We start from the raw sequence: 13,876 nt of genomic DNA, 5'->3' as shown, positions 1-13,876 counted from the left end.
CGTTTGCGCACCTGAGTTCCGCTATTGCCTTGCAAGTCGCTTCAAACCTCGGTCTGCGCACCTGAGTTCCGCTACTGCCTTGCAAGTCACTTCAACCCTCGGCCTGCGCACCCGAGTTCCGCTATTGCCTTGCAAGTCACTTCAACCCTCGGTCTGCGCACCCGAGTTCCGCTATTGCTTCGCAAGTCACTTCAACCCTTGGTTAGCGCACCTGAGTTCCGCTATTACCTTGCAAGTCGCTTCAACCCTCCGTCTGCGCACCCGAGTTCCGCTATTGCCTTGCAAGTCACTTCAACCCTCGGTCTGCGCACCCGAGTTCCGCTATTGCTTCGCAAGTCACTTCAACCCTTGGTTAGCGCACCTGAGTTCCGCTATTACCTTGCAAGTCGCTTCAACCCTCCGTCTGCGCACCTGAGTTCCGCTATTGCTTCGCAAGTCACTTCAACCCTCGGTCTGCGAACTTGAGTTCCGCTGTTTTACGGATCAGACTGCGAGATGTGCTGCTCCCAATCTTCAAAAGTACGCTGCCCCCGGCTCAAACCGGGAGGTACCCTCACTTGATGCCGAGAGAGTTGCGGTAGTCGGTCGGCGAACAGCCGATCACCTTCTTGAACAGCACCGAAAAATGCGGATAGCTCTGGTATCCGACCTCCAGCGATACGTCGACGACTTTGTAGTGCGGCAGCTCGAGCAGCCGCTTGGCCATTTCCATCCGCTTTTTGATGCGGTATTGGACAAACGTTTCGTTGGCCGTCTTCTTGAACAAATGGCTGAAATAGGTCGGAGCAAGGCCCACCTTGTCGGCGACCGCCTCCAGGCTGATGTCTTCGGTGATGTGCTCGTCGATGAACGCCTTCGCCACCTCCCACACGTTTTTCTGATTGCCGCCTCGCCAAAACAGCAGCATGTCGCAAAGCCGAAACACCTCTTCCTTCAGCAGCGTCGCTGCCTGTTCCGCGGAGGAAACGTCCCTCCTGCGGTCCGGTTCGGGGAATGAATAAACGCTGCGCGCATTCAACCGTTTCACCAGCATGGTCAAGCCGTCCGATACGATCTGCGCCATCCGTGCCGCGCTCATCCCTTTGCCGAAATAGTCGCGTTCACCTTTCTCCAGCAACTTGGCAATCTCCTCCGTATCGACCGACCATACCGCCGCTTCCAGGCGTTCGATCCATTCCTCGTATTGCGAGATGGATACGGCCGCGACGGCCGCAGCTTTCGCCGGCTTTAAAAGCTTATCCAGCACCGGATACAAATCCGAAGCCGTAACCGGCTTCAGCAAATATTCCCGTACACCGTAGGACAAACATTTCTGGGCGTAGGAAAACTCGCCGAGACCCGAGATGACGATCGATTGAATCGATCTGCCGTGGTGCTCGCTGATATAACGGCACAGTTCAAGGCCGTCCAGCTTCGGCATGCGGATATCGGTCATCACGAGATCGGGGGACTCGGCGCGGATAAAATCGATGGCCTCCTCACCGTTCGCTGCGCCAAAAGCGCGAATTCCGCCGGACTCGTAACGTTCGAGCATGTGAATCAAACCTTTGCGAATCATCGGTTCGTCGTCGACAACAAGCACTTTTTTCATCTGATTCACCTTCCTTGTTACATCAAATCGATTGCGGGGAACGCTGTGGCGGGCTTTCTCCCCGGAACGCGGCCGCACAACAACGAAATAAATCGCGTTACCCGGCCGCCCTGCCCGGTACCGATTCCGGCATGACCATAATCAGTTTCGTTCCGCGATCTTCCTCACTTTCGATGCTCAACCCATACTGCTCGCCGAACACCATCTGAATGCGGCGATGCACGTTTACGATGCCAATGCCGCCTTTACCCCCGGCCGCGTCGCTTCCTTGCTCCGCGAGCCGGTTGGCCCGCAGCTTCTCTCTCAGCTCGCTCAGCCTCGCCTCGGACATACCCGCACCGTTGTCTTCGACGCTCACCCAGAAGCGGCCGTCCTCCACGCCGGCGTCGATGCGGATATAGTGGTAATCCTCCACGCCGTCGGGAAAAGCATGCTGGAACGCATTTTCCACCAGAGGCTGAAGTGTAAGCCGGACCATATTTTTCAACAAATACTGGGGTTCGATAGCCACGTCGATTTCAAAATCCCGGCCGATCCTGTGGCGCAGCACGACCAAATAATACAGCACATGCTTCAGCTCGTTGGCAACCGTGATTTCCTCCAGATTCGTCTGCACCGAATAGCGGAGCATGTACGCCAGCGCCTTGACGATCTCCGAAATTTCTTCGGAATCGCGAACGACGGCGTAACAGACGATCGTTTCCAGCGTGTTGTACAGAAAATGCGGGTTGATTTGCAGCTGCAGCGATTGGAACTCGGCCTGCTGCCGCTCCATCCGCATCTGTTGGTTGTTCAGCTCGGCGGCGTATACCTGATCGACAAGCTCGGAAAGCCGCTTCACCATCGTATTGTAGCGCACCATCAACTCGGCGATCTCGTCGCGCTGATCAGGCAACGGGATCATCACCCAGTTGCCTTTTTCCGTCTCGCGCATGCCGTTTTTCAGCACCTGGATCGGACCGGTGATCGATTTGCTCAGCCGGTAGGCGAGCCATAGCGCAAAGACCAGTGTAAAGCCGCCGACGACGATCGTCGTCAAGCGGATGTTCGATACCGGCTTCATCACCTCGTCCAGCGGCATCGACACCACGAGGTTCCACCCGGAGTAATCGGAACGGCGGCTCATGTACATGCGCTCCTGCCCGTTCTCCTTCGCCACAAAGTCCCGGTCGCCCGCTGCGGACAAGCTGCCCCGCAAATCCGCATCGACCATCGTCCCTATTTTGCCGCTGTCCGGGTGATGGATTACCTGACCGTTTTCATCCACGATGAAAAAATATCCGCTTTTCCCTAGATCGATTCCTTTCCATAAAGCCGACAGCTCCATATTGCGCATTTCAATCGCCAAATACCCCCGCGGTTCAGGCGAGGACAACCCCCGGATTTGCCGGACGAAGGTAAGCATTTTGTTTTGCTGGCCCTCCAAGATGCTATGGTTCAGGATCGTCAGTTTTCCCCCGGCACGCGCCGTGCGCCCGAAAAATTGCAGCTGCTCTTGAATATCGCGGGGCTTGAACGATTCGCCGGGAATATCGTTGTAGTAATACACCGCATTGCCGCTAAAGCTGATGATGTAGACGGCGGCGATTTCCGGGTTGCGGATGAAAATCGGCTCAATGCTGAACTCCTTGATGGAGCGCCGGACCTCGTAATACGTATAATCCTCGCGGTTTTCGGGCAAATCGACAAAACGCTTGACGTCCTTGCTCGTCAGCAGCGATACGATCGCCCTCTCGTACGACTTCAAATACAGGTCCGTATGGTGCAGGGCGTTGCCGGCAATTTGCGCCATTTGCTCCTTGACCTGCCGGTCCAGCTCCCGGGAGGACATTCGGTAAGTGAACACACCGACGGAAGTCAGCGACACGATAATGACGAGGAGAAAATAGAGCAGCAGCTTCCGGTACAGGCTCGCCTTTTTCATTTGATCCCCAGCGCCGCGCGGTATTCGGAAGGAGAAACGCCGACGACCTTTTTAAACGTTTTCGTAAAATGTGGGTAATCGTCGTATCCGACCTCCGCCGCCACATCGGTAATCCGCAGGTGCGGCAAAGCAAGAAGCTGCTGCGCCTTCTCCATCCGCTTTTTGATTCGGTATTTGACGAACGTTTCGTTCGTTATTTTTTTGAACAGCGCGCTGAAGTAAGTGGGAGTAAGGCCGACGAGCTCGGCAACTTCCTCCAGCGTGATCTCCTGGGACAAACGTTCGTCGATATACGTTTTTGCTTCTTCCATCGGATCTTTAAACATCCCTTTGCGGGAGGCTGACAATTCCCGGAACGCGCGCCGCAGCCCACGTTCGAAAGCGTCCATCGTATCCAATGCGGTCCCGGGCCGTCCTTCATCCCTGAAGTCAAGCAGCGCTGCCGCCAGGCATCCCCGCGCTTGCAATCGTCTGTACAGCAGCTCCAGGCAGTCCGAAAGCAGCTCATGGAGCTGCGCTGCATTCAGCTGCGCTCCAAGACAGTGCTCCCGCCAGCGGCCGAGCAAAGTTTCGAACTCTTCCTGCTGCAGCGACCATATGCTCATCTCCAGGTTTTCGATCCATTCCACATACTTGAATACAGGCACGTAACCTTTAGCCGGCCGCTTGACCAGTTTATCGAACACCTCATGCACATCCGGCTTCGTCACCGGCTTCAGCAAGTAGTGACGGACCCCGTACGACAAACATTTTTGCGCGTATTCAAAATCACTGTAGCCGGAAATCACAACAAGCCGGATGTGCTCGTAATCGTCATGAATCGTTTGGCACAGCTCCAGCCCGTCCATCTTCGGCATACGAATATCGGTAAGCACGATGCCGGGCTCGAGTTCGCGGATCATTTGCAGCGCCTCCAGCCCATTTGCCGCCGTGCGGATGCCGGTAAAGGCCGGCGAATACTGCTCCGCCATTTTGACAAGTCCGCTGCGGATGACCGGTTCATCGTCGACGATCAGTAAGTGCATGTCGAACCCCCATATTATACAAGTTTCCCAAAAGAAGTAATCCTCTGCAGCTTATTCCCGGTACTTTTGGGGGAGCCCCCGATTATGATCTGGAAAAAGTTCTGCCCCGAAGCGAAGCGCCGCGGAGCAGAGGATTTGGTTTATGTCGATCTTACTATGGCCTCAGGAGGTTCGGCAATGTAGATTTTTTCCACGGACTTGTGTTTTTTTACGATTTCGCCTAAAGCCCGTCATGTTTAGCGGTTGTTAACGACCGTGACGCCTTCTTTCTTCTTATAGCGCTCCGTCGCTTCCTTCAAAATCTCGTTGCCGCCTTTCGTCTTGTATTCCTCGATAACCTTCGGCCAATCGGAGATCGGCTCCTTGCCGTAAATCATTTTCACCATATGGTCGAGTATCAGCTTCGGCCCGGTATCGTCGCCGATCGGGGCAAGGTCCGGATATTTCGAGAACGTGTTCAGCGTCGGGTTAAACCGCACCGTGCCGAGCCCTTCCTTGGCAAGCACAGTGTCGAACGCTTTGATCAGGTCTTGACCGTCTTGGGACAGCCCGGAACGCAGCCGGTTGAGCGTAATGTCGTGGGCCCACCACAAATTGCCGCGGAACCCTTCTTCGTCGACCTCTTCCTTCGTTTTCGGAAACTTGTAGTTGATCTTTCCGTTCTCGACCGTATAGTTTTCCCCTTCGATGCCGATGCTGAAAAACTTCTCCGCTTCCGGTGTCAGCATCCAATCGAGCAGCTTGACAATTTGCGCCGCCTTCTCCGGCTTGACCTTCGCATTGATGTACAGCGAAGTCGAAAGCGGAGCGTACAGCAGATGGCCGCCGCGGTTTTCCGGACCGCGCGGGGAGCCGATGATGTCAACCTTGGAGCCCGGTGCCGCCGCGGCGATTTTGGAACGGAAGCTGGGCAAGCTTTCCGCATTGGCCGTCCACATCCCGGATTTCCCGGACTCGATGTTTTTGCTGTAGTCGGTGGACGATACCGTCGCGAAATCTTTCGGAATAAGGCCTTCGTCGTACATCGTTTTGTAAGCCTGCAGCGCCTTGGTCATATTTTCCACGTCAAAAAATTTCGGCACCACCTGGTCGTTCTGAATCTCGAACTGGGACGGGAGCACATCGTAGGCGCCGAGGATCGTATCGGCGTATTTGAAGTTTTCCCGGATTTGGTACGGGTTTTCCACACCCAACTTTTTGAACGCGCGCATCACGTTCAGAAAATCGTCGACCGTCTTCGGTTCCGGCAGGCCGGACTTTTGCAGCAGATCGGTGCGGATGTACAAACCTCGGCGGGACGGGTTGGAGATCCAGGCCGGGACTCCGTAAATTTTTCCCTGGTAGCTTACCACGTCCCAAGCTTCCTTCGGCACCTGCTTCATCAGGTTCGGCGCATACTGCTTGAGCAGATCGTCCAGCGGCATGAAGATGCCGGCTTCGATCGAGCCGGACATCGATTTTCCCGTCGCCCCGCCGACATTTTGCACCACATCGGGAATATCTCCTCCGGCGAACATGACCGCCATTTTCTGATCGAATTCCTTCAGCGGAATGAGGCGGATGTCGAAATCGGCGTTCGTCAGCTCCTCCAGCTTTTGCACCCATTTGTCCTTGTTGATGTCGGGCGAGCTTTCCGCATAGTTATTGCCGCTGGTCGTCAACGAAATGGAGAACTTCAGCTTCTCATTGCCTGTACCGGTGCTTGTCCCCTTGGAGTCGTTTGCGGGCGAGCACGCTGCGAGCGACCCAAGCGCAAGCGAGCTTGCGAGTACGACAGTAACACTTTTTTTCATGGAATCCCCTCTTCTCGTTTCAATCATTATAGTTGGCTTGCCGGCTCACGTCTATATTAGCGCTTACAAGCAGCGGGCGGGATATATAATTTTATCATCGTTCTGTGTTTTCTTACGATTTTCCGGTCCGCCTACGATTTGATCGAACCGACCATCATCCCCTGAATAAAATGCCGCTGCAAAAACGGATAGATCATCATGATCGGCAGCGACGAGACGGCGATGATGGCCATTTTCACGCCTTCGGGCGACATCGTCCCGGCCACATCGAAGCTGTTCGAGGATCCGAAGTAATCGGAGATGACGATCTCGCGAAGCCTGACCTGCAGTGGGTAAAGCGTCCGGTCGTTGATGAAGAAAAGCGCGTTCGAATATGCATTCCAATGCGATACCGCGTAAAAAAGCCCCATCGTCGCCATCGCCGGCTTGGACAGCGGAAGCACGACGCTCCAGACGATGCGCAGCTCGCTGCAGCCGTCCATGCGCCCGCAGTCGATCAGCTCCGCGGGAATGTTCATGAAAAACGAACGCATGACAAACAGGTTAAACGCGCTGATCATCGCCGGAAACATGAGCGCCCAAACGGTGTCGAGCAGGTGCAGGTTTTTGATCAGCAAGTAATTCGGAATGAGCGGCGCGTGAAAAATCAACGTGACCAAAATCATCAGCAGCACGTATTTGCGTCCGGCGTATTCCGGCCTCGACAGCGGATAAGCGAGCGACGCCGTCGCCACGAGATTAAGCAGCGTGCCGAATATCGTAATGAAGACGCTGACTTTAAACGCCCGCCACACGGATGCGTCCTTCAGGATCACCGCATAATTCGACCATGTAAAATCGACCGGCCAGAGCGTAACCCGGCCCGCATTGATCGCGAGGTTGCTGCTGAGCGATTGGGCCAGCACGTGAAGCAGCGGAAAAATCATCATGCATGCAAAAGCCGCCATCAACACGTAATTGACAAACCGAAAGGAACGTTCGCCTGCCGTTGTAATCATTGTGTGTTCACCTGCCTAGTAGAGTGATTCGCCTGTCGCTTTTTTGCTGAGCGTATTGCCGAGCACGATCAGCAGAAGGCCGACGACCGATTTGAACAACCCGACGGCGGTCGTGTAGCTATACTGCCTCTCTAGCAGTCCGACGCGGTAAATGTAAGTATCCAGTATATCGCCGTTCGCCGCGTTCAGCCCGTTTAGAAACACATACACCCGCTCGAAGCCGAAATCGAGGAAATTGCCGATATGCAGCAAAAATAAAATCGTGATCGTCGGCAGTATGCTCGGCAGCGTAATCGACCACGTCTGCCGCCAGCGGTTCGCCCCATCGATGACCGCCGCTTCGTACAGATCCGGGTTAATCCCGGCGAGCGCCGCCAAATAGACGATCGTGCCCCATCCGCTGTCTTTCCAAATGCCCGCTCCGACGAGAATGCCGCGAATATACTTCTCTTCGCCGAGGAAATAAATCGACTCGATCCCGAACATGCCGAGCACGTGGTTGACAAGCCCGGTCGTCGGGGACAAAATGCCTACGGCGATGCCGCCGATGATGACCCACGACAAGAAGTGCGGCATATAGATGACCGTCTGCACGATCCGCTTGTAAATCGCGATGCGCATCTCGTTCAGCAGCAAAGCGAGCAGGATCGGGAACGGAAACGCAAAGACGAGATCGTACAGCCCGATCAGCAGCGTATTTTTCAAAATGCGCAAAAACTCGTCGTAGGCGAACATCCGCTGAAAATGCTCCAGCCCGACCCACGGGCTGCCGCTGATGCCCTTGAAGATGTTGTAGTTTTGAAAAGCCATCACCGAACCGAGCAGCGGAATGTACTTGAATATGATGAAATACAAAATACCCGGCAGCGATATTAGGTAAATCGCCTTATGCTTGCGCAGGAGATTCAAAAAACTCCGCTTCGTTTCATAGCTTACGCCGGTCCGATCGCTTGGCAATATTTTGGCGGCCATGCCCTGTGCTCCTCTCTTCGTGCAGTATGTCTTGTTTGCTGCTTGTCATGGTTTTGATGTTACACCGGGAGCGTGGAAAGGAAAATGGAGAAACTTGCAGGCGAGCTGTGTTTTTTTATGATGGAGGGCTGGTGACGGGAGAGCAGCCCAGGCACGGCGGGTCATTTGTCATACGCTGTAGGAGAGAAGCAAACTACAAGTTACGGTTAGGAGCGTTTACTTATGGCGAAGACGAAAACGGCGCGTCGTGCAAAGGAGAATAAATTCGTCGGTTATCGGACGCTGCAGAGGGCGGCGAAGATCATGCTGCCGTTTTACAGAGCGGTGGCCGGAAGCGAAGCGTTTGCCCGTCGATGGAGCCGGGCCGTTACCAAAGATGACCTGGCAGGAATGGGTCGGCTGCTGCGCTCCGTTTCCCCCAAGGCAAGCGGCTTGCCCTATGGTTCGAACGGCATCGGCTATTTCGTCTCGTTTCCGATCGCGAATACCGAGCTGCAGCTAACCAATGGCACGACGATTCCTGCGGGAACGGTGCAGTTCTTCTTTGAGACGCGGGTGCATCGGGCAATCTGCCGGGCGGTGCTGCCGCTGTATCGGGAGCTCGCGCGAAACCGCGCTTTCGCGATCGCTTTTGCCAAAGCGGTGGGGGCTGAGGATGGAGCGGTTGTCAGAAGCATGGTTATCGGCCTGGTCAAGACTCCGGCGCTTATCTCTGTGGAAGTCGGAGTGGAGCAGGGAGGTGTTGCGCTCGCGTTTAAATACAAATTCAGCAAGTATGTGTACCGGAACCTGCTGTTCCTCGAAAGGGTGTAGAGAAAGTGCTTGCAGACGTCCCGCCAATCCGAAAAAATCGAAAGACAGGCCGCGCCGGCCTGTCTTTCGATTTAGGATCCGTTACCGGGATACCGGAACGGCGTTAAGGTACTCTTCCAACGTGATTCCTTTGTCTGCGATTTCTTTGGAAATTTTCGTTCCGACATATCGGATGTGCCAAGGCTCGTAAGAGTATCCGGTGATGGACTCCTTGCCTTTCGGATAACGGACGATAAAACCGTACTCGGCCGCATGCTGGTCGAGCCACTTCGCTTCTTTCGTGCCCGCGAAGCAATCCGCAGCCGCGCATTTCCCGTCGCTGCCGGATATGTCGATGGCAAGGCCGGTCTCATGCTCGCTCGTACCGGGATAAGCGCTGTAAGTGCGCGCTTTGGCTTCTCCGTCCTTTTTGACATAATTGTTGAACACTGCCGTTTGCGTGGCATAAGAACGATAAGCGGAAACGCCTGCGAGCGCCACTCCGTCCTTTTTCGCACCGGCAAAAAGCTGCTCCAGCGCTTTCGCGGCCTCTTTGCGCATCATGCGTTTCTCGATTTTTTCCTTGAACGTAAAAGGTACGTCGGGGTATACGAGATCTTTCGGCTCGTAATCCTTCGGCAGCGCGAACTGCTTGTTCACCAGCACGGTGATGCTGTCCGGTTGGGCAACGACCTGCAGCGCGTCTCCCTTCCCCGCGGGTTGTGCCGCACCGTTTTTTCCGGAATCATTATCCGGCTTGCCGGTTTGCGTGGCATCGGTTTTTCCGGTAGAGCCGTTCGGCTTTTCCGTTTGCGCCGGGTCGGTTTTGCCCGCAGCGTTATCCGGATTGGCCGGTTGCGCCGAGTCGGTTCTGCCGGCGGCTCCGCCGGGCGCAGTCGTCTGGTTTGCAGTCTGGGTTGGTGGATTCGAGGGTGCAGCTGATTTCACGGAATCGCCGCAGCCTGACAAAACGGCAACGGCAAAAACAATCGGCATCGCAGCCGCCAATGGTTTGCGCATAATATGGAGTCTCTCCCTTTCCAAGCTGGTCTTTTTATATGTATTGGACGACATGAATCGATTATATGTTCCAGCTTGGCGCGATGCAAGAAACTATTTTTCGCAGAAAGAGGTTCCTTGTTACCCGCTTTGCCCCGTAGGTGGCGAAAAATGCGCCGCTCGCGGCGCTAGTCCGCCCCCCGAGAGCCGGTTTTTGCCTCTCTCGGCGAGCTGCGACGACGCCCCTCTCAAGGCGAAAAATGGGCTGAGAGCGCTCGTTTGCTCTCTCAGCCGCTCCCGGCACTAGTCTGCGCTCCCGAGAGCCGGTTTTTGCCTCTCTCGGCGAGCTGCGACGACGCCCCTCTCAAGGCGAAAAATGGGCCGAGAGCGCTCGTTTGCTCTCTCAGCCGCTCGCGCCACTTGCCCGCGCTCCCGAGAGTCGGTTTTTGCCTCTCTCGCGTTCGTCCGTGATCCGATTAGATCAGGTCTGCCAGTGAGCGCTTGCCCAGATGCCATTGAACGGAATCGTACGTGTAAAAATCGCCGGCCGAGCCCGCTTCATTTGCCGCTTCATGCTGCCGCACCTCCGAACCACCCGACTCATCCGCCGAAACGTCGGAGATTTCTCCGGTCAGTGAACCGTCCCCGTTCCTGCGCACGACAAGCTTCCGCCATATATGCTGCCCCCGCTCGTAGTCAAACGTTTCTCCGTCATCGTCGTACAGAAGCGCTTCACCCGACGCGTCGCCGAAGTGGACGATGTCCAGCGGCACTTTTTCGCCTGCCCTCGGGGCGCGGTCGAGCGCGGGCATCAGCGGGATGACCGCACCTTCCCGCACGAAAACCGGGATGCGCTCGAGGCCCGACTGAACGGTGACAATCACGCCGCCGTCGTAACGCTCGCCGGTTTCAAGGCCGTACCAGACGCCGGGCGGAAGCAGCACTTCCCTTGACGCCTCGCCGGCAAACAGCGGGGCAACGAGCAAATCGCCGCCGACCATAAACTGGTCGTCCCATTCTTTCGCCTTCGTTTTGCCGTAAGCTCCGTCGGTCGTGTTTTCGACGACCGCCGCGGACGGACCCGCCGCCGAAGCGTCTGTCCGTGAGGCAGGGACCCCCATGCCCCCGCCGCCATCCGCTCCGCCGGAAGCCTCGGCGGCTTCCGCCAGAACCAACGGCATCGCCCGGAAGGGCGGCGTGCCGTCAAACCGGTAGCGGGCAAACGCCGTGTACAAATAAGGCATCAGCCGCATGCGCAGCTTGATGTAATGCCGAACGATATGCTCGACCTCGGGAAACGACCACGGCTTCGTGCCATCGCCCCAAGCGTTCAGCATCGCCATCGGCGAGAAGACGACGCTTTGCATGCGCCGCACCCAATCTTCGGCGTTTTGCGCTTTGCGCACCTCGGGAGTCCAGAGCAGCCCGCTGAAGGAGGCGTTGCATAGCGCCCGCACAAACTGCCTGTGATCGTACAGATCGGAGTACAGCACATACGGCAGCGAGGAAGCGCCGGCGTTCGAGGCGCGCACCAGCCCGTACGTCCGAACGTTTTGCCTGCGGTACAAATCTTCCGTCATTTTCTGGAACAGCAGGCCATAAAGCTGCCGCATCTGCTCGCCGTCATGCCCTGAAGGAAATTGCGCGTGCGCCGGAAACATCCACGAATTGTTTGTCAGCTCGCTGCCGTCGCATTCGTCGAGCTTGTAGCCCGATACGCCGATGCGCACATGCTGCTCTTCATGCTGGCTGCAATACAGCACCTGCGCTTCCTCCAGCGTATAGTCGGGGGCAAGCCCGCCCCAGACGGTATAGTTGCCGGACAGCGGCCTCAGCCGCTCGTACAGCGGAGCTTCGGGCGACACATAAGGGTGCTCCCACAAATTGACGCGAAAACCGTGCAATCCGAGCTCGGCAACAAACGAGCGCGGGTCCGGGAAACGGTCGTGTGCCCACTCGTACGTAACCGGATAACTTCGGCTGTGCCAGCCGGGCTCGAGCCCGATCACGTCGCAGGGAAAATCGCGCCGGCGAAACTCCAGCGCCTCCTGCACCGCTTCGCGGTCTGAAAACAGCTTCGGCACGCGGTGCCAGAAGCCGAGCCCCCACCGGGGCGGGAGCGTCCCGCCGCCGCAGTATAAATTGTACCGGCGCACCGTGTCCAGCGCGTTCGCGCCGGCAAACAGCAGCACCTCCGCGCCTTCGGCAGGCAGCCGGATCTCGACGTACGCCGATACCGGCGTCGCTTGCCAGCCGCGGTCGGTGTTGCGGTCGCGCGCAGCGTCCGCCCGCTGCTCGTCCGCGCGAACCGTCGCGCCGGCATGCACGGTGACGACGCGCGCCGTATTGACGAGCACGCCGCAGCCGCGGTCCGTCACATAAAACGGCACGGGCGCATGACTTTCGCCCGTATCCTGCTTCGGGTCGCTGTTAACGCGCAAATATCGCGTGCGGCCCCGGTGGTTCATGCGCATAAACTGCAGGCCAAGGCCGAACAGCTTCTCCTGCTCGGCCAGCGGAAGCCGCAGCAAATACCCGCCTCCGGCCAGCGCCTCAACCTGAACCTCGTCCCGTGCAAACGGAAGCTCGGCCCCGCCCATGCGGCGCAGCGCTTCCGTCAGCGGCTTGCAGTCGGCCGCAGAGAGCGGCGTAACGCCTTTAGGCTGCCCGACCACGGCACTCCAAACGCCGGGGGCTTTTTCCTGCCAAACCGGCTGAATAAGCTGAATCATAAGATGACATCCTCCATTCGTTCGCTTTGTGCCGATTTTGCCGCAAAATAAACCAGTGCCTGCGTGCGCAAATAATCTTTCCCGCTTGTTTCCCCATCCCGTCCTTCCCGCAGCGACGCCAAAAATTCGCTCAACGGATATGCGGCAGGAACATCGCTGAAATCGTCAATCACGGACGTAACGCCCTCTTTCGTCAAGCGAAGCGTTTTGCCGATCAACTCGATCGCCCCCTGCGTACCTTCGATCCGCCAATCTCCGGCCCACTCGGTCGCCGGTCCCCTCGCAGAAATAGAGCCGGTATACGAGATGCGTATTCCGTTTGCCATCTCCACAAGCGCCTGCAGTCCGATCACCGCCTGCTCTTCGCTCCAGCTCCCGATCGGGTTGAACAGCTGAGCAAAAACGCGTTTGCCATCGCAGCCGGTCAAATATCGCATCATATCGAAATGGTGCACCGCTATATCGTCAAGCAGGCTTACCGTGTAGTTGCGCTGGACGTGGTGATAACGGTGAAAGCGGACGTCGATCGTCGATAGCCCCCCGATCGTTCCTGCATCAATTAGCTGCTTCAACTTGCGGACAAACGGGAAGCAGCGGTAATTTTCCGCCACCATAAACGGAATTTGTTCTTTTTCCGCGCGCCTCACGACAGCCGCCGATTCCTCGTAACGGAACGAAATCGGCTTTTCGCAAAGCACGGGGAGACGATGGTCGAAAGCTAGGTTATTGACCGCCGTATGAACCTGCGGGGGCGTTGCATTGATCACAAAATCGGGAAGCTCCCGGTCAAGCGCCTCTTCTATCGTTGTGTAAAAAGGCACCTCGTCCCCTTCCAGCTTGCTCCGATGTCCGGCATTCGTTTCAACTACGGCGATATTGAAACCGCCCTGCCGCTTCAGTTTTTTATACCAACTGAAACCGGCTGCGCCAAGCCCGACAAGAAGTACTTTCACACCATGATCCCCTTCCGGCACAGCCACGCGGTTCCTCTTTTCGTACCGCTTGACCGGTAATATGTCCACACTCCATCCTATTGTACCTTCGTCTTTC

General features: G+C 56.6%; 10 protein-coding genes. 1 reads left to right on the top strand and 9 read right to left on the bottom strand.

Features of this window, described 5'->3' with window-relative positions:
- Positions 1-553: 553 nt before the first annotated feature.
- The 6 genes from MYS68_RS07410 to MYS68_RS07385 form a co-directional block, all read right to left on the bottom strand.
- Entirely contained in the window at positions 554-1,591 is a 1,038-nt protein-coding gene (locus MYS68_RS07410; RefSeq protein WP_248925219.1) for a response regulator transcription factor, read from the bottom strand.
- Between the two features lie 97 nt (positions 1,592-1,688).
- Positions 1,689-3,515 (bottom strand): cache domain-containing sensor histidine kinase, encoded by a 1,827-nt coding sequence (locus MYS68_RS07405; RefSeq protein WP_248925218.1) that lies wholly within the window; start codon positions 3,513-3,515, stop codon positions 1,689-1,691.
- Positions 3,512-4,540 (bottom strand): response regulator, encoded by a 1,029-nt coding sequence (locus tag MYS68_RS07400; RefSeq protein ID WP_248925217.1) that lies wholly within the window; start codon positions 4,538-4,540, stop codon positions 3,512-3,514. Before MYS68_RS07400 ends, MYS68_RS07405 begins: the two co-directional genes overlap by 4 nt.
- Before the next feature lie 236 nt (positions 4,541-4,776).
- Entirely contained in the window at positions 4,777-6,333 is a 1,557-nt protein-coding gene (locus tag MYS68_RS07395; protein ID WP_248925216.1) for a type 2 periplasmic-binding domain-containing protein, read from the bottom strand.
- A 131-nt stretch (positions 6,334-6,464) separates the two neighbouring features.
- The gene (locus MYS68_RS07390; RefSeq protein WP_248925215.1) at positions 6,465-7,331 is read right to left on the bottom strand and encodes a carbohydrate ABC transporter permease; all 867 of its coding nucleotides are present in this window, start codon (positions 7,329-7,331) and stop codon (positions 6,465-6,467) included.
- Between the two features lie 15 nt (positions 7,332-7,346).
- Complete coding sequence (locus MYS68_RS07385; RefSeq protein ID WP_248925214.1) at positions 7,347-8,303, bottom strand: ABC transporter permease; 957 nt, start codon at positions 8,301-8,303, stop codon at positions 7,347-7,349.
- A 222-nt stretch (positions 8,304-8,525) separates the two neighbouring features.
- Here MYS68_RS07385 and MYS68_RS07380 point away from each other — a divergent pair, with 222 nt between their 5' ends.
- A complete protein-coding gene (locus MYS68_RS07380; protein WP_248925213.1) occupies positions 8,526-9,116 on the top strand; it encodes a hypothetical protein in 591 nt (196 codons plus the stop codon).
- 81 nt (positions 9,117-9,197) lie between these two features.
- On the opposite strand, the gene MYS68_RS07375 is transcribed toward MYS68_RS07380, so the two are convergent.
- From MYS68_RS07375 to MYS68_RS07365, 3 genes are all read right to left on the bottom strand, one after another.
- Entirely contained in the window at positions 9,198-10,115 is a 918-nt protein-coding gene (locus MYS68_RS07375; RefSeq protein WP_248925212.1) for a M15 family metallopeptidase, read from the bottom strand.
- A gap of 455 nt (positions 10,116-10,570) precedes the next feature.
- Positions 10,571-12,826, bottom strand: coding sequence for a glycoside hydrolase family 31 protein (locus tag MYS68_RS07370; RefSeq protein ID WP_248925211.1), 2,256 nt, complete (start codon positions 12,824-12,826; stop codon positions 10,571-10,573).
- Positions 12,823-13,779, bottom strand: coding sequence for a Gfo/Idh/MocA family protein (locus MYS68_RS07365; protein ID WP_248925210.1), 957 nt, complete (start codon positions 13,777-13,779; stop codon positions 12,823-12,825). Before MYS68_RS07365 ends, MYS68_RS07370 begins: the two co-directional genes overlap by 4 nt.
- Positions 13,780-13,876: the final 97 nt, after the last annotated feature.

Source organism: Paenibacillus hamazuiensis (assembly GCF_023276405.1).
Classification (GTDB): domain Bacteria; phylum Bacillota; class Bacilli; order Paenibacillales; family NBRC-103111; genus Paenibacillus_AF; species Paenibacillus_AF hamazuiensis.
This window is presented reverse-complemented; position numbering and strand designations above follow the sequence as displayed.